Below are 22493 nucleotides of genomic sequence, written 5' to 3'. Positions count from 1 at the left end.
GTGTTCCAGCGGAGGCCTATCACATAGTAGTAGTAGTAGTAGTAGTAGTAGTAGTAGTAGTAGTAGTGTCTGTCATGGTTGCGGCAGCGTCCATCTCCATACCTGCGGTATCCATCTCCGTTTCGGGAGTGGCTTCCACCTCGTTCATCTCCTCGGCGGTGTTCTCGGTGCTGCCTCCGCTCCGTTCCTGTAAAGGAAAGGGAGTCATCACTTGAGCAAAACAGAGAATTCAAAAAGCACGGGCTGCCTAAGGCAGGCAGCCCGTGCTTCACTGGTTACTTTTTGCAGTACTGTATACGCAGCAGGTTCTGAAATGTAGCGCACTTTCGAGCAATTCACCTCCTGCTTAGCCTGCCGCAGGCCCTGGCCCCTCTCAGGGTTGAGGTACAACTGCCCAGGCCTCCGGGGCACGCTCAGGAATGGCTTCTTCTTTTTGTGCTGGCAACAGAGGACAACAGGAGCTGTTGCCGCACGTTGCCATTCTGTTGCCTGCCGGAAGAGCGGGTGTGGGAGGGGCGGCTGACCGAAGGCCATAAAAAAGGAAGCGCCCTATGGGGGAAGCGCTTCCTCAGAAAAAGTGTAAATCTTTACTCTTTCACAATAAAATTTACAGTCCCAAGATAGCACTACACAGAAAATTATGCAAATGCGCGCTGGCCAAGCCACCAAAAAGGAAGGCGCCCCGAAGCGAGGCGCCTTCCCGGAGGAGCCATAACTCTAATCAATGACAACAAACATAGCTACTTTTCCGGATACGATCCATGCCAGCCGCGCTGAGCTGCCGCTAGACCGGTGTTGCGTGCCGTTGCCGCTTGTTGCCTGAGCAATGCCTCAGCGAGATACCCGGCTCCCGCCTGGCGGGCAGGCTACAGGACCGCTGCGGCCAGGGCGACAAAGCGCAGCAGGCCCATGGCCATCAGGATGAAGAGGGCCTCCTCTGCTCGGTTTCTGTTGTGGTGTTCCATCAAAGGTTAAGAGGACCGCCATGAGTCCGGCTGGGCACCACCTGTTTTTAGGTAGATTTTCATTAAATTCCTATCTAATGTAGCGGATTGTAAGTATATTGATAGCATATTTTGTTAAAAAATCGCATATCCTGTTTAAGGCGCCCCGTCTCGGGGTGCTTTTCTTTTTCAGCGCCGGCAAGGGCTCAGCCTCTGCGGACGAGGCTGCCGCCCTCGTAGTGCATCTGGCCGGAGAAGTAGCCCTGGTCGATCTTCAGGATCCGGCAGACCCTGCGGATGTGCTCCTCTGCCTGCTCCCCGTACAGTTGGCAGAGAATCTCCTGCTCCCGCAGGCCCAGGGCCTCCTCCAGGCTGGCCATCGTCACGTCTTCCTGCTGCAGGGCCTCCCGCAGCAGACGCTCCCTGTCATAGTTGTTTGTCTCCATCACTCAGGATTGTTCCTCCTCTGGGGAAAGGGAGCCAGACTCCGGTGCCGTCAACCTCTCGCCACTGGCGTGGTCGATGTAGCGGTAGCAGGTGGCCCGGCCGATGCCCAGGATCTTGGCGATCTCCTCCACTGTCTTTGTCTTGGAGTCGAAGAGGATCTTGGCAGACTTGGCCTTCCCTTGGGCTTCTTTAGAAAGGCCTGCTGGCCTGCCTCCCTTTCGGCCTCTGGCCTTGGCGGCGTCCAGCCCCGCCTTGGTTCTCTCGCGGATGATCTCCCGCTCGAACTCGGCCAGGGAGGCGAAGATGTTGAAGGTGAAGCGGCCGGTGGCTGTGGCCGTGTTGATGCCGTCCTGCAGGCTCACAAAGTCTACTCCTCTTTCCTGGAACTCGGCCACCAGGTCGATCAGGTCCCGCAGGGAGCGGCCCAGCCTGTCGAGCTTCCAGACCACCACCGTGTCACCGGCACGCAGCTGGCTGATCATCCGCTCCAGCTCCGGGCGCTCCTTGTTCTTGCCCGACTTCTTCTCCTTGAAGAGCTGCAGGCACCCGTACTTGGAGAGCGCGTCTGTCTGCAGCTCCAGCTTCTGGTCCTGGGTGCTCACTCTAGCGTATCCTATCCTCATGTCGTGTCTCAGTATTCCGTCTCAAATATAAAAATCATTTTTGAATAATGAGATGACGAAATGAGAATGGGCGAACCTTGAAATTTTGCGAATTTGGCCACTTGGGGAATGGGGGTGCCGGGTCCCGCTATACCCGCGTTTTCTGGGACAACTGTTGCTAGACGTTGCTGCTATGAACCCTTCTTTTGCTTAGAAGAAGAGTTTAAGCACCATTGCTTTCTGATTGCTCGGCCATTGCTTTAGCATTGCTTCTCAAGTGCTGTTTGCAAACTGCAACAGCAAGTAACGAAAGGCAGCAAGTGGTAACAGCTGCTATTATCTGTATCATAAATTCCGGAGATTTTTTGGAAAGGGGCATTAGTAACTATGAATTTGATATATTGCTCTTGGACCGATTTCGGATTGCTTTCTACTCAATAACTGGTTACTAATGATTAATATAATCACGCGGCAACTATTAGTTTCCCTTATTCTATTTAGTGTTTTTTGTGCAAACCCTTCTCTGTTACTAGCCCATGGAGGCGAAAAACACGGAAGGGACACTAAAGCACAGGCTCCTGATACTACAACTGATGCACAATCTCCAGCTACAGGCCAAGCGCATGCAAAGCATCTGGAGGACCCTTCTACAGCGCATGCTAGATCAGGTGACTTCCCAAACCTTCATCCACTAATTGTACATTTTCCGATCGTACTGTTATTAGTTGCAGCTGCTGTGGCACTTATTAATATTCTGTTCCTCCGAAAAGAGCTAGACTGGATTGTAACTGTAGCCACCCTTATAGGTTTTGGAACAGCCTATTATGCTTCAAAATTTGCACATCCGCATACCACTGGTCTTACTGAACACGCCCAACTGGTTCTAAATCAACACGACCTTTATGCAGACTGGACAGTCTATCTAGGCGGTATCGGACTTGTGGCGCAATTGCTGAATCAGCTTGTTTTTAAGGGACGCCGGTGGAGTGTTGTAGTGGCAGGCTTTATACTTACCGGAGCTGCATACACAGTGGCTATGGCAGGACACTATGGAGCTCAGTTGGTACATATTGAGGGCGTGGGTCCACAAGGAAGATATCTGGAAACGGAACATAGCCACTAACAGTATAAATAGCATACAGCCAGCGGGATGTATACTATGTTGCGGATCACAAGAAGAAAAGTATGAACCAAGACCATCATCATAACCACAGTTCTAAAAAGGAGGCTGAAAAACATGTAGAGGGGATAGAGGAGCGGCTCGAAGAAAAAACACTCCACGGACACAGTCACGCAATGCATAAGGACACCAGCGGTCATCCCCCGCACGGTGAACACGGCCATGATCACCACCGCATGATGATAGATGACTTCCGCAAGAGGTTCTGGGTTTCTCTTGCATTGTCAGTACCTGTAATTGTGCTGAGTCCGATGGTGCAGCATATCCTTGGCTTTTCACTGGATATCCCCTACAGTATGTACATCGCTTTTTTGCTCTCGTCTGTCATCTATTTCTACGGTGGCTGGCCCTTCCTGACTGGACTTTGGGAGGAGGTTAAGAAAGGCTCTCCAGGCATGATGACTCTCATTGGGGTGGCTATTACCGTAGCATATCTCTACAGCACCGCTGTTACCTTCGGGCTGGAGGGCATGGACTTCTTCTGGGAACTGGCAACGCTAATCGTGGTGATGCTGCTGGGGCACTGGATTGAAATGAAGTCGGTGCTAGGCGCTTCCAGGGCTCTGGAGCTACTAGTGAGTATGATGCCTGCCGAGGCACAGGTAGTTAGGGACGGGCAAACAGTGACAGTTAAGGTGGATCAGCTACAGCCTGGAGACATCATCCTGGTCAGGCCTGGCGAGAAAGTGCCTGCCGATGGTGTGGTGGGGCAGGGAGCAAGTTACCTGAACGAGAGCATGCTAACTGGGGAGAGTAAGCCTGTAGAGAAAAAGAAAGACGACAGGGTGATTGGGGGCTCTATCAATGGTAACGGATCACTACAGGTGCGTGTGGTAAGCACGGGCAAAGACAGCTACCTAAATAAGGTAATTAACCTGGTACAGGAAGCGCAGAAAACGAAGTCAGAGACGCAGCGTCTTGCTGATAAGGCTGCCAAATGGCTTGCCTACGTGGCGTTGGTTGCTGGATTCGGCACGCTAGCAGCCTGGTTAGTTGCCGGTGCAGAGCTGGATTTTGCCTTGGAGCGCATGGTGACAGTTATGGTTATTTCCTGCCCCCATGCTTTAGGTTTGGCTATACCGCTGGTGGTGGCTATCTCTACGGCAGTTTCCGCCAACAACGGCCTCCTGATACGCAACAGAACAGCTTTTGAAAGCTCCCGCAATATCACCACCATTATCTTCGACAAGACAGGCACCTTAACGCAAGGCTCCCATGAAGTAGCACAGGTAGAGGTCTTTCAGCAGTCTTACAGCAAGCAGGAGCTGTTGAGGCTAGCCGCTGGCGTGGAGCAGAATTCAGAGCATTATATTTCTCAGGGAATTTTGAAGAGAGCCAAGGCGGAAGGAATTACGATTCCTCCTTCTGACCAATTTAATTATCTACCTGGAAAAGGGCTGGAGGGAATAGTAGAGGGGCATGATGTGAAGGTGGTAGGACCAAACTACATTAGGCAATTTAACGTGCAGGTACCCCAAAGCCAGGCAGAGGAAGGCGTGGAGACGGCAGTGTATGTGCTAATAGACGGGCAAGTGGCAGGTTACATTACCCTTCGGGATCAAATCCGCCCTGAGTCCGCTGGAGCCATACAGGTGCTTAAGGAACAAGGCATTAAAAACCTGTTGCTGACAGGAGACAATGAGCGTGTGGCTAAAAGTGTGAGCGACAAGCTGGGCATGGACGGCTATCTGGCTAATGTGCTGCCACACCAGAAGCAGGAGAAGATAAAGGAACTGCAGGCACAGGGGGAGTTTGTAGCCATGACAGGTGATGGCGTGAACGATGCCCCAGCCTTGGCGCAGGCTGATGTGGGTATCGCTGTAGGCTCCGGCACGGATGTCGCCGCCGAGACGGCCGATATTATCCTGGTGAACAGCAACCCGCAGGACATTGCCTCTCTGATTCTTTTTGGCAAGGCCACCTACCGAAAAATGATACAGAACCTGATTTGGGCGACCGGATATAACATAATCGCGCTGCCGCTGGCGGCAGGGGTGCTCTACAACCAGGGGATTATGATTTCTCCTGCTGTTGGGGCAGCTCTCATGAGTTTGAGTACTGTTATTGTCGCTATTAATGCACAGTTACTGAAAAGGCAGATCAAGTAAAAATACAACAATAGGGAGGTGCGGCCCTTATTACAACAGACTAGAAGTCAGTCCGTATACAACTCATCGTATGGGAAATGAATAAATAAATAAAGACTATGAAAAAAATTGTAAAGCACATGCAATCAGCAACTTTGTTTGCTGGAACAGCCATTCTCATGATGGCATGTGGCGGTCAGGAAAGCACGACCGAAGAAACAACGGCAGTAACTACAGAAGAGACAACCACGGATGTTGACGCCGAGGCTCCAATGAATACCGGCATGGAAGGCAGCGGTATGATGGGACACATGCACAGGAACATGGAAGAGATGCGCAGTATGAGGTCAAAAATGATAGGTGACCCTGACTATGACTTCGCGCAGATGATGACGCACCATCACCAGGGAGCAATACGCATGGCCGAAGAGGAGTTAAATAGTGGTACTGACAGCAAGATGAAGGAGATGGCTCAGAAAATCAAAGCGTCGAACCAGGCTGACATACAAAAGCTTCAGGACTTCACGGGTAAATACAAGCCTACTCCAGGAGACACTGCCACAACCATGAAAATGATGCACCCCATGAATGCTATGATGGGTGAAATGCACAAAAGAGACATGAGCGGCATGAACACCGATCAGAACTTTGCCCAGATGATGATCCATCACCACCAGATGGGCAACGAGATGTCTAAAGAATTTATGAAAGTAGGCAAAACACAGGAGATGAAACAGTTGGCTCAGAAAACAATTGATTCACAGACAAAGGAAATAAAAGAGCTGGAAGCCTGGCAGCAACAGAACCAAAAGTAGCTCTTGCAGTGTACTGGAAGTTTTGCTTAGAAGTTGACAGCACCAGACAACATAAAGGGATGCCGCTCCATGGAGAGAGCGGCATCCCTTTATGTAACAGGTTAATACACAAAGGTGACACCGGCTCCATATTTCATATCGCTGTCATAATGTGTTGATAGCGACACGTACTTCGAAACCACGTATCTGAAACCGGCCATGTATTCCTTATCCGTATTTCCCATGAGGTTTAACCTTAACCGGCTGGTCAACGGAATATCTTCGCGCCGCAACTGGAAACGAAGCTTTCCTTTGCTATCGGCTCTTGCTTCTGCCACGACCAACATGGGTAAGATATATTGCACCCCGGCCACGAAAGCTTTCCTGTTGTTTTGATTGCTTATTTGCCCTAATAAGGTTTTTTCTGGTTCATTCTCTACGCTGTTCCGATGGTAATCGAAGCCAACGAATGGGAACAGCCACTGCATTTTGCCAATATACCGCCCGAAATAGGTTTCGCTCTCCACTCCGTATTCCTTCTTAAACCCTATTCTCCACTCGGTAGAGAGCTGGTAGCGGGAACTGCCCAGCACAAATTCTCCATCGCTGCCGTTCGTTTCCAGGCCGATCTGCGCAGACGGAAGAAACATCCTGTCTTCATGGTTAAACATTTTAAGCGCGTGTTTCGGGTCCGGGATATCAGGATTAGGAGGAGAATTCTGGTACGTAAACACGCGGCCCATACCAGCCATCATGTGGTACAGGATATGGCAATGGAAAAACCAGTCTCCGCTTTCGGATGCCGCAAACTCCAGGGTATCTGTCTCCATGGGCAATATATCGACTACATTCTTCATAGGTGCATATTCGCCGTGCTTGTTGAGAACCCGGAAGTCATGCCCATGCAGGTGCATCGGATGCCGCATCATCGAATTGTTAAACATGACGATCTTCACATTCTCCCCTTTTTTGATAAGGATGCGGTCAGTCTCTGAAACTGTCTTGTTATCCAGGGTCCAGACATAACGGTTCATGTTACCGGTAAGCTCAAAGTGCAGCACTTTTTCCGGGCCCGGCTTCAGCACGGTTTTTTCAGGAGCCCGTAACATGTTGTAGTTTAGCGTTACCAGCTCTGCATTTTCAGTATTCATTTGCATTCCATGCATTTCATGACCTTCCATAGCATGGTCTGTCATAGTGCTATCTGGCTGCGGCTGCACATTTGTTTCCTTTTCTCCGGTTGGTGCGGGAGCATCCTGCTGATGCCCCTCATGTCCTCCGCCCTTAACCTCGGGATACATCACGCTGTTCATGTCCATTTGCTGATTGCTCATGTTCATGCCCATCGGCTCCATATCCCCGTTCATTTTCATCATGTCGTTCATCATCCTCATGCCTTCAAAATAGTTCAGCCTGCCTAAACGCGCTGCGGGCATACGCATACCCCGGCCTAATAACAGGGAAGTGGTGTTGGTGCGGTCTTCGGCCGTAGCTAAAAACTCATATTGCATATCTTCCGGAATGGTTACCAGCAGGTCGTATGTCTCGGATGGTGCAATTATAAGCCGGTCAACTTCTACAGGTTCTACCTCGTTGCCATCATTGGCTACCACAGTCATTTTGCCACCGGAATAGGTAAGCCAGAAATAAGTGGAAGCGCCACCGTTTACAACCCGCAGCTTTACCACATCGCCTGCTGTAAAATGAGTCTGCTCATGTATAGCCTGTCCGTTGGTCAGGAATTTCTCATAGGCCACATCGCTTACATCCATGGCGGTCATCCGCTTCCACTCATTTTTAAGTTTAACCCCAAAGTAGCCTTTCTTTATGGCTTCTGCATATCCCTGGGTGGCACCTTTCCGGATTGCAAACCAGTCGTTCGCGCTGCGTAAGGAGCGATAAACCTCTTTTGGCTTCATGTCGGTCCAGTCGCTCAATACAATTGGTATGGCAGGTATATCCGGTTCGTTCACTTTATTAAAAATCAGGGCGCCATACATCCCGCTTTGTTCCTGAAATCCGCTGTGGCTATGGTACCAGTAGGTGCCGTTCTGGAGTATTGGAAATTTATAGATGTAAGTGGTGTGCGGCTTAATAGGCATTTGGGTGAGATAGGGTACCCCATCGAACCTGTTAGGCAGAAATACACCGTGCCAGTGAATAGAGGTTTCGACATCCATCTGGTTATGGACATAAATCTCGGCTGTGTCGCCTTGTGTAAAGGTTAGAGCAGGTGCCGGAATGCTGCCATTGATGGCTATTGCTCTTTTTGGGTTTCCGGTAAAGTTGACGATGGTATCTTTTACATAAAGGTCATACCGGATTTTCCGGGGAATGTAAGTTGGTCCGGGGCTTTCGGGCTTGTGACCTGCTTTATGAACAGGCTCATCTTTCACCTCTGGGTTCATAATGGGCGTTTCGGTCTTTTCAGGAGCAGACGGTGCGCGCTTTTGTGGCACAGGTTTTTTAGGGGGAGCGGCAGGCTTGGGTTTTACCGTTTTCTTTACGGGAGCGGCCTGCGGTTTTGGAGTTGCTTTAGGCTTTTGCTTTACCAGTGTCATTCCACACTTCGGACAATTACCAGGCTTGGTGCTTTGAACTTCGGGGTGCATGGGGCAAGTGTAGATAACAGGTTGCTGCTGTGCAGGCATATTGTGATTTTCGTGCTGTGCAATTGCAAGCTGTCCAAAGCTAAGTAGCACTAGTAACAATAACTTGTACATTTTAAGTTGGTATAGATTTTAAGTTTATTTAGTTCTTGATAATTCATGAGCAGTAGCCACAAAGGGATATTACTCAGGTAGTTGCTATCAGCTTCATGACATTTTAATTATGAATCCATTACATTCGCGATACTAGCGGAAGCCTACAGCAGCAAAAAGTACAGTCCATGCACGCTTACACACTTTTAATTCCAGTGGACTCGTTTTAAATATTGGGCACCTTTACAGGTCTCCGCCGCTGAGTCCGATTACCCTTTTTATCTCAGCTCTAAACCCTGCCTGCTTTATTATTTGTTTGATTGTCTGAGCGTCTAAGTTAGTACCGGACACACTAAGTATTTTGTCGGTGCTTTCTGTATCAATGCTCCACTTACTTATACTTTCTTCCTTATCTAAATAAGGCGCAACCTTCGATAAAGCCTCCTGGCTTTCCACATTTGTTTTAAATTTTATTATTTCCATAACAATATATTACTTATATAATCCAAATAAATTCTCCCCTTCGCAAGTTCCGGAGACAACAGAGGCCGCTTGGTCCGGTATGAGTTTGATGCGGACAATTCAATCTCAAACAGCAGCGCTGCCTCGTTTTGCTTAACTCACTACCATAAGGATAACTACACCGTTAGTACCGCACATACCCACAGGCCGTTGCCGCCTTGAGACAGCCGTTGTAGTTCCTGCCACTCCACAGAATAGGTCTTGGGAAGTACTATCTCTGCTTCGTCCACTTTTTCACTACGTATCAGCAGCAGGTGCGCCTGCCTGAATCCATGATGTTTCAGCGACTTCAGAAAATAAAGCTCGTCCTTAGGTGCAGCGACCGCAGGACTGTTTTCTTCACCATCCATTACATAAAGCTGAATCGCATACTGCTCCTTGCCCGTTATTTGGTAGACATATAAATCAATAACCTCTTTTGTAAAGTCCTCGCCCTTTGCACCCATAACTACTTGCTCGGCTTGCCTGGAAATTTGAACATCGTAATCGCCCATCTGCAGGTGCTGCTCTAAGAATAAAGCCAACTCATGAAGCAGCGACGCCTTATTGTAAATGGTTATCTGCTCGGACTCCCTTGCATAGGAGATAAACTTTTGAATAAAACTTTGTAGCTCCATTTCTTAACACTGTTTGCTTTAAAACCCAATCATACACTTCCAGCGGTGAGTGGTTTAAGCTTTTACCACTTTGTTTCACTTACCTTTTTGCAGAGAAGCTTCCATTAAGGACATAGCATCAACTTCAATAAACTGCGGGTCGCAAAAAAGTCACCGTATGAAGTAGGGTAACACTTTTCCTGTTTTTGCTGGTTAGCACTGCCCTTGGAATTAAATGCAAGAACCGGTTTATGCGAGGCATAAACCGGTTCTTGCATTTACATAGATACCCGTTAAACACGTTGATACTGCTCACAGGCCTCCGCGCACCTAAAGCAAGCCTCTGCACATATTTTGCAGTGCTCTGCTTTATGCTTGTCGCACTCCTCACCACAATCTCTGCAGATCTTGGCGCATTGCTGCAGGATCTCCCTTGCATAGCGGGAATCGCGTGCCACATAGTCCTGAGCCGCCAAGCATATCTTCGCACAGTCCATGTCCAGGCGTATACATGCCACCATCATTTTAATGTCTTCTTCCTGCAGGCAGGCCACTGAACAGTGGTTACAGGCTGCAGCGCATTCGGCAAGTGTTCTTATCAAGTCTTTGTTCATAACTTATAATTTTATGTTACATAATTACTTGTATAAACCTTTTACCCTGTCTGTAAGCTATTAGTTTTATGGATTTAAGAATGAATTTTATAAATTTATTTGATTGCAACATGTTTTACGTATGAAAAGTGTGCTTCAGGCAGCTAAAGCAGGACTTGTCTATAATTGCGCAATCATATCACTTTTCCTTCCTAACCCGCACTTTTTATTTCCGTTTAGCAGGAAATCAAAGCTTTATTGCTCATGAACACATTCGCGCTACTACTCGGTTTACTCGTTTTTCTGCTAACGGCAATAGACATCGTTAAAACCACGTTTTCATCGAGTGGTGGAGGCTGGATTACAGATGCCGTATCAAAAGGAGTCTGGAAAGGCTTCTTCGTGGCATCAGGTAAAAATGGAAGATCTAAGCTTCTTCCTTATGCCGGACCGGCTATCTTGGTGTCTATTTTGTTGACCTGGGTGCTGGGACTGTGGTTAGGGTTGTTTCTGGTCTTACTCTCTGATGGCGGGTCAATCATTAAAAGCAGCAATATGTCCGTTGCAAGCCCCCTGGAGAAGCTTTACTACGCCGGCTTCACGCTCTCTACATTAGGTGTGGGAGACTATATAGCGTCTAATAATCTCTGGAGAATCATTACAGGAGTTGCCGCGTTTTCAGGCTTAGCCTTTATTACTGCTTCCATCACGTATTTTGTGCCAGTTCTGTCTGCTGTAGGGCTGCAAAGCAAACTTAGCCTATACATCAGCGGCATGGGAAGAGATCCGCAACAGATCCTGATAAACAGCTGGAACGGGAGTAACTTCTCTTCTTTCTTTGACACTACCTCAGACATGTGCCAGATGCTGATGCAGCACATCATGAACCACCACTCCTATCCCGTCATCCACTACTTTCACAACAGCCAACCTAAGTTAGCCATTTCACGGGCTATTGTGCTGTTGGATGAAAGCCACAAGCTTCTGATGCATGGCATAAAACAGGAAGCCGGGCTTAATGAGTTGAAGATGAACATGCTGCAGACCGCTATTGACTCCTACCTGGATATGGTCAAAGGAAACTACCTGAAGAACGCATCTCCGCAGGAAAATGCCGCAGCCCCGGAGCTGCGTAGGCTTGAAGCTAAAGGGCTTCCACTAAAAGAGAAAGAGAAGATAAAGGAAGCTTTCATACAGGAACTGCATGAGCGCCGTAAACTGCTGACTGCCCTGCTGGAGATGGACGGCTGGTCCTGGCAGGAAGTATACTGTCAAGAGGATTAAGTCTGCGTTTCTAGCTTTTCCATTCAGGTGATGTAGCTCCCCATACTAACGGAGACATCAGCAGATGAGCTATCTTATGTACGTAATTAGATATAGGTTGAAACAAATTCAACCTATATCAAGACAAGATATAAACAGCACTCTTTCATGTTAAAAATGCAGCAAATTCCCCCACCCTATTGAACATAACCGCCCATTATAGGACAAACCATAACTTTAGAGAAAGCATAATAAGTGGTATACTAAATAGCAACAGCTTCTCTTTCCTGTTCTCATATTCCAACTTTTTTTAAGATAACTGTAGCTTAGAAGGTGGTTTACTACCTTCTAAGCTACTTTACAAAATCTAAATCATCTATGTATTGCTTTTAATTTGGTATTATTTATCATAAATTTGCAATTCGCGAATTGCAAATTACATTATGAAAAAGCATAGTGGAATGCGGCCACAGGACATTGTGGTGCTACTAACCATCATTGCCCAAGGCGGAGATCTTTGGATGATGAAAGACATAGCTCAAGAGGCCTATATTAGTGCTTCAGAGGTTACAGAATCACTTAATAGATCCGCCAAGGCTGGACTAGTGGATAAGTCTAAAAAGAAGGTGATGCGGCACGCATTACTGGAATTCCTCACACATGGCCTACGCTACGTCTTTCCTCAGGAGCCAGGCGCGATCGTAAGAGGTGTTCCAACTGCCTTCAGTGCCTCACCTTTAGACAAGCTCATTATGAGCAATGAAAAACTGGTGTGGCCTTACGCCAAGGGCAAGGAACGGGGCCAGTCGGTAGAGCCACTTTATCCTTCCGTTGTAGAGGCAGCTCTAAACAAGCCTGAACTCTACGAGCTGCTAGCATTGGTGGATGCACTTCGGGTAGGAAGAGTACGGGAACGGGAACTGGCCAATAAAGAGTTAGAAAAAAGAATTCTGAATGGACGGTAAGGCAATAAATATCGAGGTTATTAAAAAAGTAGCTTCCGGACTGCAGGAGCTACGGGAGAAGATGGTATTTGTGGGTGGGGCCACGCTTAGCCTATATGCTGATGATCCCGCCGCCGACGCGGTCCGCCCAACCAGTGATATAGATCTAAGCGTCTCGCTGGCGGGTTATGGAGAATGGAGCAGGATACAGGATCGCCTAAGCGAATTGCTGTTTTACCCTGACCCTACAAGCAATGTTATCTGCCGCTTTAATTATGAAGGGATTACGATCGATGTGATGCCAGATGATCCTAATATCCTAGGCTTCACTAATCCCTGGTATCAACCGGGGCTGAATCATTCAACAACCGCAGCGCTGACAGACAGGTTAAGGATTCGCATTCTTCCTGTGGCGTATTTCTTGGCCACGAAATTTTCCGCCTATCATAGTAGGGGCGGTGATCCCCGCAGCAGCCATGACTTTGAAGATATTGTGTATGTAACAGATAACAGACTGCATCTGGTGGAGGAGATAGCTCATGCGCCCCAGGAAGTGAGAGAATATCTACAGCAGGAGTATAGGGCAATTTGGGATAGCCGTTATCGAGAGGAGATTCTAGGCTGTCATTTGGCAGATCAAGACCGCTTGCCGCTGCTGGAGGAAAAAATAGAGAAAATCATTCAGCCATAAAACACATTGGAGCTACAAAGCCCATCGTTATTTAACATAAAAATACTTATAGTTAGTAGCAGGAATTGTTTATAAATATAAATATAAATATATAAAAGTGTATTATTTACCCTCTACTGAACTGAATCATTAACCTTATTAGTATTTAAGTAGCTCCCGTCCCCTCTCTGGTGTGACGTACTGCTGCAACGGACTACTGGGCTGGTTCTTTGCAGTTCAGTCTGATAGACTCCATTCCAAAAGCGATTTAATAACACCTTGTGTTTCTTGTGTGATTAGTCATGTCTAGGCCTTGGTAAAGAATAAGGTCTAGAAGGTGTGGTATTACTAGTAAAATATTTAGTAAGCATGTCATTCCTGCAGCACCAGGAAATTTTAAAATTCAGTCATCATAATACCCAGAAGTAGGGATTGTACCCTAGGTTTAAAATCTACACCTTTACTTTTGTAATTATTCTAATTTTAAATTTAATTTATGAAATCACTACTACGCCTTAATCCTGTCACTGCCTTGATTCTGCTACTATGCGCAGGTATATTTTCTGCATGTGACCCCGTAGATCCAGAACCTACCAAAGAAGAAGTACTTGAAGATAACGCAGACTTCAATAACAAACTTATCCCTGGTTTAGGAAATGTTTTTTATGAAGAAAATCTTCTTCCTAACGCTGCCTCACAATTAGTAAGTATTATCCAATACAAAGGAGATACCCTGGCGCTATTCGGTGAAATAAACGCATCAAAACAATTAGAATATGTTCATACCGCTATCCTTAAAAGAAAGAACTCGGATCAGCTATCCGTAACAGAAATCTTTTCGGATCAAAAGCTAAGCAGGAATTACATATTGGAAAAAGGAAAAAGAGGCCGTTTTGTATTGGAGATCCAACAGTATAATGAAACCGATTATACCATTTCGCTTGTGGATTACAATTGGGAGGGAAATACATCAAAAACAGTTACCACTGCTTACATACAAGATGGGGTAGAGGTTGACCAGTTTACCTCTGCCAGAAAAGTAAACTCGGGGGAATGTTGGCAGGAGCAATTGCCGGTTAACCCTACTACTCAGCAAAGAATTCAATACGGACTGAACGAAATTAGCTGTATAACACAGCCATTAAGAGATAGGGTTCAATTTGAAATAATAGAAGATACAAAAGATAAGTCTAATAGCCAAGAAGACAAGAAACAATTAGATGACTTACAAGAAGGGATAGATGCACAGCAGGAACCAATAGAGGCAACCAGTGAAGACGCTGATTGGAAGCATAATGAAGCTGATCTGGAAATACCTCCCTATACTGATGAAGATTTCAAAAGCCAAAGAGAGCGCGATTTGAAACGTCAAGAGGAAAAACAAAAAGAAAGAACAGCATACCTGGATGGTTTATCTGTAACTATAGAGAATTCCTCCTTGACATATGATGAATTGACCGATGAACCAGTCTTGTTGAAACTAAAAATCAGACCTAGTTCTCCAATCACATACCCATTTCCAATCCCAATATTTGTTTCCATGAATTCCGGTGAATTTGGAAACGTTAGACTTTATGACCCCTCCATGGAATCTGTAACATTTGAATTATATCCGCCAGACTTAAAGGATTTCGAAAATTTAGAAAGTGTTACTGTTGGCTATGGAACAGATCCTCAATTCCTGGTCAATACTAATTTAACAATCATACGAATTGACCCTAGCTCAATAGAGGAGTTTGCCGGAGGAAATAATCAATCAGGTCCTCCGGCTAAGGTGTTAGGAACCCCTCTGGTAGTGCGGGTCAAGGACCGTTTTGGCAGACCTTTACCTAATATACCAGTTCAATGGGATGTGACAAAGGGAAATGGTTCTTTGATTTCTGATGCAAAAACCGATGAGGATGGGATAGCAAGCTCCAAATGGACTTTGGGTAATGATGGTGAACAAGAGGTGAAGGTTTCAGTAGAAAGAAGGAATGGTACTTTGGTAAATGGAGCTCCACTCATATTTACGGCATCCATAAAAAAGGATTTCCCGATGTGCCTCCAGGAAGGTGGCAGGAGTTATATCTTCAGCTCTCCAACGAAGGTAATGAGCCCCAATGGATTCCAACAAGATCTGAAGGGGGAAATTGACGGGAATAAGGTCAGGATCTCGTATTGGCATACTGCCGGTTTGGCAAAGTACATGGCGGTATATGAAATGACCATGGAGGGCGATGAGCTGAAAGGAACCCAAACGTACTGTAGGACTTTGAATGGAACTACTTGTTCGGCAGCTGCAACAGTGTCTGAGGCTGCGATGACAAGAGTTGACTGCGAATAGTTTTTCACTATATCCTTTTTGCACGACTTCTCCCCGGTCTACATCGCTTCCGGTAAAGTATGGTGCAGGCTGGTGATTCAAACTGCTAGAGAAGAAAAAATAAACTGAGACAAAAAGCGTAAGTGATGTGTAAGTAAAGGTCCGGGAAATGAAATCCCGGACCTTTTTTATTCACTCAGATTCCTCCTACTTTATACAACATTCCTCATCGGTCGGCAGGGACCGCTGCAGCCCTGAAAGGCAGGCTGTCTCCCAAAAATGGCCCCATACTCGAGCCCTGTCTATTCCCTACCCCATCAGTTCCTGCAGGTCGATCTGATCCAGGTAATTCTCCAGCAACTCGCGACTCCTAAAGCCATGGATCAGGGCGATCTGATTATCCTCCGCCGAGTACCACACCTCGGCAAAGAACTGGCCCATGTGGTAAAGCACCACACTGCAGCTCATCACCGTCCGGATGGCCAGGAGCTGCCCATGCCGCCAGACGAGCTCCGCCCGCTCATCCCTGGGGAGAGTGTTGAATGCATAGAAGTCCATATACCCTATACGAAAGAGCAAAGGGGCGTGCCGGCAGATCAGAACCGAAACAGCTCCAGCTGACCCGCCTGGCAGTAGCGGCTGTTGAACTTTGGTTTGAGCATGCGGATGTAGTGCTTCTCAAGCCTCAGCACCTCCTCCTTATCCTGGTACTCCTGCAGGTAGATGACCGACTCACTGGAGCACTTATCCTTGTGCTTGATGATGCGCCAGAAGATGTTGCTCGTCTCCCCTACATACACACAGGTTTCAGCATCAAAAATAAGGTACAGAAAGTACATTCTATTTTCTTTGACGTAGCGTAGTTTCCTGTATTGCTTTAGGACTCCTCTCCTACTGTACCTGTGGAATTTATGTAACTGCACCATCACAAATTGAAAGTTCAACACATAATAAAAGATGTTACCTATTTCAGATAATCATTTAGGGCCTTAGTTGTAATCTCTTTTAAAGATAAATCATTCTCTAAACCGTATATCTTCATCTTTTTGACTAGCTCCTTAGGAATCCATACATTTAATTGAGCAGTCTCTTCTTTAGCTGCTTCTTTTGTTCTTATAGGGCTTACCTCTTGTATCGGAGTTTTTGGCTTATCTAACTTTAATTTATTAGCCATTCCTACAAGTTTATCTTTATCTACTGCCGCCATACTTATGTAATTATGTAGTTATTTATAAATGTAATACTATAAATATGTAATTACAAATTTACATAACTACATCTTTATGTATTTGAAATAGTATCAACTATTTCTTCTGCAAGTGATGTAATTTCATCTATTGCCTTTGAATCTTCACTAGCCAACACACCACCTGTTAAGGGAGATCTAGCAAAACTTACTCTATCATGTATCATTGTTTTAAGCACGGGTGTATTAAAACTAGCTAGCAGTTCTTGCACTTCGCCAGTTATTCCTGATCGATGCTTGATCATATTCAATACTATGCCTGCTTCAAGTTCTTTGTGTTTCCTCTTAGCTTCTTCTATTAAGTGTAAGGTGGATCTAATTGCCATTACATCAAAAAATCCTGCCTTCGTTGGCACCAATACATAGTCTGACATTAGGAACAACTCGGGAAGTCGACTAGATAGATAAGGTGGTGTATCTATTATGATCAGATCGTATTCTAGTTTCTGTATCTGTTCAAACCTATCTTCAGTTATTATATGTAAACTAGGGAAATCTTCCCTAAGATCGGATATGCTACCTTGTAAGTCAATGTCTAATAAAGCAACATTAAGCTGCTCTTGGAAACATGTAGCTAAATTTAAAGCGAGTGTGCTTTTACCTACACCTCCTTTTTGATGTGCGATAGTAATTATTTTTGCCATACCTAAAATAATACATAAAACTAGATATTTACAAATCTAATATTACAGTAATCTTTATCTACATAAATACATAAGCCAAAAGAACACTTTTGATTATTTAAACAAATTGAGGGTATTTTATAGAAACAGTAACTTTACTAGTTTTAATGCTGGAATTGAATTTTAAAGCTCAATTCAGACTTATAAAATCTGTTTTTTCGCGCGCGCCCTGCTCCTCTTTTTTTTGTTTTTTGATTTGTTTTTTTCTTCTCCCTCTGAGTTATTGAGCTTTTTACCTTAGTTACCTTTTAATATATCACAACTTGTGAATTATTTGTATTTATTTGATTTATTTGTAACATTGGTATCTTATTGATAGTCAAGAAGATACACAGCAATAAAAACAGATTTTATAAGCTATAAAACAGATTTCATAAGTTTAAAAACAGATTTCATAAGTTTAAAAAACAGGTTTTATAAGTTTATCTAACAGATTTCATAAGCTATAAAACAGACACTATCGAACATATTGTTTTTTACATCTGTTTTTTGTTCCTTTATAGCTATGGAAACAAAAGAGGCTAAAACTCCACAACTTCAGGTTAGACATCATAATGTAATTACTAATGCCAGGCATGAGTTATCTGCTGTACAATTAGACATTTATTTCATGATGTTGTCCCGCCTTAAACCTGGAGATAGCAATGACACAAAGTACTATATAAGTGTAAAAGAAATTGAGGATCTAACGGGCCGACAGTGGAACTATCAGCAATTGAAGGATGCAACCTATGGCTTGATAGGAAAGGTTTTTGAAATAGAGGAGGAGGATGGACTACTGCAAGTATCTATGATGTCAAGTGCAAAGTATTTAAAAGGGCAGGGGAGGATCCAGCTTTCCATAGCCGAAGAGCTAAAGCCTTACTTGATTGACCTGAAGAACAACTTTACGAGCTTCCAGCTCTTCTGCGTTTTATCAATGACTTCTAAATATGCTAAATGGCTTTATGTGCAGTTTTCTAGATGGAAAGACATAGGATATTTATCTTACGAACTAGAGCAGCTAAAATTTCGGCTTAATTTAAAAGATCCTGCAGGAAAACATCCTGAGCAGTACAAGCAGTGGGGGCAGTTTAAAGATTATGTACTTGAGCCATCTATCAAACAGATTAATGAGCATTCAGATCTTCGCATCAGCTACACCACAACAAAGAAAGGGAAGAGTATTTATAAGCTGAACTTTACCATCAAACATGTGACACAGTTTCAAACAGTTATTCCTTTTGAGTTATCAGAAGGAGACAGAGAAACAGAAGTTCTAAAGAACCGGATGCGCGATATTGGCATACTTGACAATAACCTAATAAATACCGTTTTAAGCAGTACTGAATTGAGGAAAAAGGCTAATAAGTGCCTCTACGACATTGCTATTCGGCGGAAAGACATAAATAATCCAGGTGGGTACTTTAGGACTACATTAGGTATATAAGCTTGCTTATAAAATCTGTTTTTATCACATAAACGTTTATGTAAATCAACAAATACAGAATGACATAAATGCACAAATACATTTTTTTATATTTATGTATTTATGCATTTATATCATTCTGTATTTATACCCTTTCTTTTCAATGTTGGCAGAAAGAATATTGGAAAGAAATGACTCATTTTTCACATAGGTATTTCTAAAAAACAGATTTTATAAGTTAACCTTCACTTGAGGAACAGAATCAACTTCAGTTCCTGCACAATGATCTATAGTTAACATAAAAGGTGTTATTGGAGAAATAAAGATCAAGTATTTTCAGAGCAAGGAGCCGTGAGTGATCTTATTTTTTCAGTCTATACATTATGCGAAGGACTGTTAATTGCTAATGGTCATCGGAATTATAGCTTTCCTGCTGCCTGACAAGAATACATCTGTTAGGTTAATACCGGCTTTCTTTACTTTTATGCAATACGGGCAAAGAAGCAGCAACAGCAAAACAGTAAAAAGAGTATGTACCTATAAGAATTGTTTCGTATTTTTGCAAGAATGAAGCACCTGACTGTCATGTGGGGAATGGTTATCTTTCTACTGGCGTGCCTGCCGTGCACGGACAGCGGGACAGCCTTTGCCCAGGATGACATAACAGTAGTACAGGCCCAGCACGGGCATGCTGATGCAGCGCAGGAGTATGATCTTTGCTCCCCTCTCTGCGAGTGCAACTGCTGTGGAGGCATTACAATACTCCTTGGCTTCTCACCCATAAAGGAACCACAGCATATCCTACTATCCCCCTACCTGAGCACCTACGTTTCTGGTGGTGCTGTTTCCCCTACGTTCCCTTTCTGGCACCCTCCCAAGGCCTAGCCTATTTCTGTCTTAGGTAAGTAAACACGCGTTGCCGCATCCTTGTGCGGCCTCAAAAGGCGTGCGCATACTTTCGTATGTGGTTTTTGGGATTTAAAACTTAAAAGGTGTTAGATAAAATCATTCATTTTTCTATCCATAACAAGCTCATCATTGGCCTTTTCACCCTTGCGCTTGTTATCTGGGGGAGCTACTCTGTCACGCAGCTCCCCATTGATGCCGTGCCTGACATCACGAACAACCAGGTACAGGTCATTACCACCAGCCCCTCACTCGCCGCACAGGAAGTAGAGCGGCTCATCAGCTTTCCGGTGGAGCAGACCATGTCCACCATCGCCGACATTGAGGAGGTGCGCTCCATCTCCCGCTTCGGCCTCTCAGTGGTGACCGTTGTCTTCGAGGAGGGTGTGGACATTTACTGGGCCAGGCAGCAGGTAAGCGAGCGGCTCGTGGAGGCCTCGGGCAAGGTTCCGCCGGGGGTAGGGACCCCGGGGATGGCCCCCATCTCCACTGGCCTTGGGGAAATCTACCAATACGTGGTACACGCCAAGCCAGGGTACAAGGAGCAATACTCGGCCATGGAGCTGCGCACCATCCAGGACTGGATAGTGCGGCGGCAGCTGCTCGGCACGCCCGGAGTGGCCGAGGTCAACAGCTTCGGTGGTTTCTTGAAACAATACGAGATCGCTGTTGACCCCAACAGGCTCAATGCCCACAACCTGGGCATCGGCCACGTGCTGGAGGCCCTGGAGCGCAATAACGGCAATACGGGAGGGGCCTACATCGACAAAAAGCCAAACGCCTACTTCGTGCGCAGCGAGGGGCTGATTGAGAGCCTGGACGAGATTAAGAAGGTTGTCGTCAGCAACACCACCAACGGCACGCCCGTGCTTATCTCTGATGTTGCCCAGGTACGGTTCGGCAGCGCCAACCGCTACGGTGCCCTTACCGATGCCAAGGGAGAAGCGGTGGGGGGCATCGTGATGCTCCTCAAGGGAGAGAACACGAACCAGGTGGTGGGTCGCGTGAAAGAGCGCATGGAGCAGATCGCAAGCTCCCTTCCGGAGGGCGTGGCGGTAGAGGCCTTTCTGGACCGGAGCGAGCTGATCGGCCGGGCCATCGGTACGGTGGAGCGCAACCTGATTGAGGGGGCCCTGATCGTGATCTTTGTGCTGGTGCTCTTCCTGGGCAACCTGCGCGCCGGCCTGGTGGTGGCCTCTGTCATCCCGCTGGCCATGCTGTTTGCCATCATCATGATGAACCTGTTTGGCGTGACGGGCAACCTGATGAGCCTCGGGGCCATCGACTTTGGCCTCATCGTGGACGGGGCCGTTATCATTGTGGAGGCGACCATGCACCACCTGGGCCTGCGCAAAGAGGGGAGGCTGACGCAGGCGCAGATGGACGGGGAGGTGTATGAGTCGGCCCGGAAAATCCGCACCGCCGCCGCCTTCGGCGAGATCATCATCCTGATCGTGTACCTGCCCATCCTGGTGCTGGTGGGCATTGAGGGGAAAATGTTCCGCCCCATGGCACTGACCGTCTCCTTTGCCATACTTGGTGCCTTCATCCTCTCGCTTACCTACGTGCCCATGATGTCAGCCTTACTGCTAAGCAAGAACACCACCCGCAAGCGGAACATTTCCGATAGGATGATGGACTTCTTCCAGCGTCTGTACAGCCCCGTGATCAGGGGCGCCTTAAGGTTTAAGGCGCTGGTGCTTGTTTCTGCATTTGCCTTGTTTGCCCTGAGCCTGGTGCTTTTTTCCCGCATGGGCAGTGAGTTCATCCCTACCCTGGACGAGGGCGACTTTGCCCTGGAGACGAGGCTGCTGACCGGCAGCTCTCTTTCCGAAACGATCGAAAAGGTGTCACTGGCCTCCCGGATTCTCAAGGAGCGATTTCCGGAAGTGAAGGATGTCGTCAGCAAGATCGGGGCCGCGGAGATTCCGACAGACCCGATGCCCATGGAGTCTGCCGACGTCACCATCATCCTCAAGGACAAGGAGGAGTGGACCAGCGCCAGCACCCGCGAGGAGCTGGCCAGCCGAATGACGGAGGCGCTGGAGGCCATACCCGGTGTCACGTTCGGCGTCTCGCAGCCTATCCAGCTGCGCTCCAACGAGCTGATCTCCGGGGTGCGCCAGGACGTGGGCATCAAGATCTTCGGAGAGGATTTGCAGGAACTGACCAGGCTTTCCCAAGAGGTCGGCCGGGTGGTTTCTACCGTGCAGGGAGCCGAAGACCTTTACCTAGAGCAGGTATCCGGGCTGCCGCAGATCGTGGTGGACATCAATCGGGACCAGATAGCCAGGTTCGGTCTTGACGTGGAGACGGTTAACCAGGTCATCAATGCGGCCTTCGCCGGGCAGAGCGCCGGGATGGTGTATGAAGGGGACCGCCGCTTTGACCTGGTCGTGCGGCTCACGCAGGAGAACAGACAGGGCATCGCCGATGTGCGCCAGCTCTTCGTTACCACACCGGCAGGGCTGCAGGTACCACTGGAGCAGGTGGCCGACATCCAGTACCGGCAAGGGCCGAACCAGATCCAGCGCGAGGATGCCAAACGCCGCATCATCGTGGGCTTCAACGTGCGTGGGCGAGACATCGCCAGCGTGGTGG

The 22493-nt window shown here is 46.8% G+C and carries 21 protein-coding genes; 10 read left to right on the top strand and 11 right to left on the bottom strand.

Translation table 11 applies throughout. From position 1 onward, the window contains the following. Positions 1-19 precede the first annotated feature (19 nt). From FJM74_RS21355 to FJM74_RS21345, 3 genes are all read right to left on the bottom strand, one after another. A complete protein-coding gene (locus FJM74_RS21355; protein WP_187264681.1) occupies positions 20-208 on the bottom strand; it encodes a hypothetical protein in 189 nt (62 codons plus the stop codon). A 942-nt stretch (positions 209-1150) separates the two neighbouring features. Beyond that, positions 1151-1390 (bottom strand): hypothetical protein, encoded by a 240-nt coding sequence (locus FJM74_RS21350; protein WP_187264680.1) that lies wholly within the window; start codon positions 1388-1390, stop codon positions 1151-1153. Positions 1391-1393: 3 nt separating this feature from the next. Next, positions 1394-2014 (bottom strand): recombinase family protein, encoded by a 621-nt coding sequence (locus FJM74_RS21345; protein WP_187264679.1) that lies wholly within the window; start codon positions 2012-2014, stop codon positions 1394-1396. Positions 2015-2444: 430 nt separating this feature from the next. Between FJM74_RS21345 and FJM74_RS21340 the strand changes: the two genes are divergently transcribed. The 3 genes from FJM74_RS21340 (at position 2445) to FJM74_RS21330 (ending at position 6075) form a co-directional block, all read left to right on the top strand. Continuing rightward, positions 2445-3116, top strand: a complete 672-nt coding sequence (locus FJM74_RS21340; protein WP_241739286.1) for a hypothetical protein — start codon at positions 2445-2447, stop codon at positions 3114-3116. Positions 3117-3178: 62 nt separating this feature from the next. Further along, positions 3179-5281, top strand: coding sequence for a copper-translocating P-type ATPase (locus tag FJM74_RS21335; protein ID WP_187264678.1), 2103 nt, complete (start codon positions 3179-3181; stop codon positions 5279-5281). 98 nt (positions 5282-5379) lie between these two features. After that, positions 5380-6075 carry a DUF305 domain-containing protein gene (locus tag FJM74_RS21330; RefSeq protein ID WP_187264677.1) on the top strand — a complete coding sequence of 232 codons (696 nt, stop codon included), beginning with the start codon at positions 5380-5382 and terminating at the stop codon, positions 6073-6075. 101 nt (positions 6076-6176) lie between these two features. On the opposite strand, the gene FJM74_RS21325 is transcribed toward FJM74_RS21330, so the two are convergent. The 4 genes from FJM74_RS21325 to FJM74_RS21310 all read right to left on the bottom strand — a co-directional run bounded on the left by FJM74_RS21325 (position 6177) and on the right by FJM74_RS21310 (position 10488). After that, positions 6177-8666, bottom strand: coding sequence for a multicopper oxidase domain-containing protein (locus FJM74_RS21325; RefSeq protein ID WP_206684079.1), 2490 nt, complete (start codon positions 8664-8666; stop codon positions 6177-6179). A 333-nt stretch (positions 8667-8999) separates the two neighbouring features. Next, on the bottom strand, positions 9000-9239 hold the full coding sequence (locus tag FJM74_RS21320) for a copper chaperone (protein WP_187264675.1): 240 nt from the start codon (positions 9237-9239) through the stop codon (positions 9000-9002). Between the two features lie 155 nt (positions 9240-9394). Further along, complete coding sequence (locus FJM74_RS21315) at positions 9395-9895, bottom strand: hypothetical protein (RefSeq protein ID WP_187264674.1); 501 nt, start codon at positions 9893-9895, stop codon at positions 9395-9397. Positions 9896-10167: 272 nt separating this feature from the next. Then, positions 10168-10488, bottom strand: a complete 321-nt coding sequence (locus FJM74_RS21310; RefSeq protein ID WP_187264673.1) for a four-helix bundle copper-binding protein — start codon at positions 10486-10488, stop codon at positions 10168-10170. A 243-nt stretch (positions 10489-10731) separates the two neighbouring features. Here FJM74_RS21310 and FJM74_RS21305 point away from each other — a divergent pair, with 243 nt between their 5' ends. The 4 genes from FJM74_RS21305 to FJM74_RS21290 all read left to right on the top strand — a co-directional run bounded on the left by FJM74_RS21305 (position 10732) and on the right by FJM74_RS21290 (position 15670). After that, a complete protein-coding gene (locus FJM74_RS21305; RefSeq protein ID WP_187264672.1) occupies positions 10732-11751 on the top strand; it encodes a potassium channel family protein in 1020 nt (339 codons plus the stop codon). Positions 11752-12173: 422 nt separating this feature from the next. After that, on the top strand, positions 12174-12695 hold the full coding sequence (locus FJM74_RS21300) for a MarR family transcriptional regulator (protein WP_241739285.1): 522 nt from the start codon (positions 12174-12176) through the stop codon (positions 12693-12695). Beyond that, on the top strand, positions 12685-13365 hold the full coding sequence (locus FJM74_RS21295; protein WP_187264671.1) for a nucleotidyl transferase AbiEii/AbiGii toxin family protein: 681 nt from the start codon (positions 12685-12687) through the stop codon (positions 13363-13365). Before FJM74_RS21300 ends, FJM74_RS21295 begins: the two co-directional genes overlap by 11 nt. Before the next feature lie 475 nt (positions 13366-13840). Beyond that, positions 13841-15670 carry an Ig-like domain-containing protein gene (locus tag FJM74_RS21290; RefSeq protein ID WP_187264670.1) on the top strand — a complete coding sequence of 610 codons (1830 nt, stop codon included), beginning with the start codon at positions 13841-13843 and terminating at the stop codon, positions 15668-15670. A 288-nt stretch (positions 15671-15958) separates the two neighbouring features. Here FJM74_RS21290 and FJM74_RS21285 read toward each other — a convergent pair whose 3' ends face one another. The 4 genes from FJM74_RS21285 to FJM74_RS21270 all read right to left on the bottom strand — a co-directional run bounded on the left by FJM74_RS21285 (position 15959) and on the right by FJM74_RS21270 (position 17539). Next, on the bottom strand, positions 15959-16207 hold the full coding sequence (locus tag FJM74_RS21285) for a hypothetical protein (protein WP_187264669.1): 249 nt from the start codon (positions 16205-16207) through the stop codon (positions 15959-15961). A 38-nt stretch (positions 16208-16245) separates the two neighbouring features. Further along, positions 16246-16488 (bottom strand): GIY-YIG nuclease family protein, encoded by a 243-nt coding sequence (locus tag FJM74_RS21280; RefSeq protein ID WP_187264668.1) that lies wholly within the window; start codon positions 16486-16488, stop codon positions 16246-16248. A 125-nt stretch (positions 16489-16613) separates the two neighbouring features. Further along, positions 16614-16856: a hypothetical protein gene (locus FJM74_RS21275; RefSeq protein WP_187264667.1), complete on the bottom strand. Its 243-nt coding sequence runs from the start codon at positions 16854-16856 to the stop codon at positions 16614-16616. A gap of 74 nt (positions 16857-16930) precedes the next feature. Further along, entirely contained in the window at positions 16931-17539 is a 609-nt protein-coding gene (locus FJM74_RS21270; RefSeq protein WP_187264666.1) for a ParA family protein, read from the bottom strand. Between the two features lie 544 nt (positions 17540-18083). Between FJM74_RS21270 and FJM74_RS21265 the strand changes: the two genes are divergently transcribed. The 3 genes from FJM74_RS21265 to FJM74_RS21260 all read left to right on the top strand — a co-directional run. Continuing rightward, a complete protein-coding gene (locus FJM74_RS21265; protein WP_187264665.1) occupies positions 18084-19007 on the top strand; it encodes a replication initiation protein in 924 nt (307 codons plus the stop codon). 546 nt (positions 19008-19553) lie between these two features. Continuing rightward, positions 19554-19871: a DUF6660 family protein gene (locus tag FJM74_RS22770; protein WP_394353904.1), complete on the top strand. Its 318-nt coding sequence runs from the start codon at positions 19554-19556 to the stop codon at positions 19869-19871. A gap of 107 nt (positions 19872-19978) precedes the next feature. After that, a partial coding sequence (locus FJM74_RS21260) for an efflux RND transporter permease subunit (RefSeq protein WP_187264664.1) occupies positions 19979-22493 on the top strand: 2515 nt, incomplete at its 3' end.

Origin of the sequence: Pontibacter beigongshangensis (assembly GCF_014332515.1) — a bacterium.
Classification (GTDB): Bacteria; Bacteroidota; Bacteroidia; order Cytophagales; family Hymenobacteraceae; genus Pontibacter; species Pontibacter beigongshangensis.
Note: the sequence above shows the minus strand (reverse complement) of the source record. Positions and strands in the feature narration are given on the sequence as shown.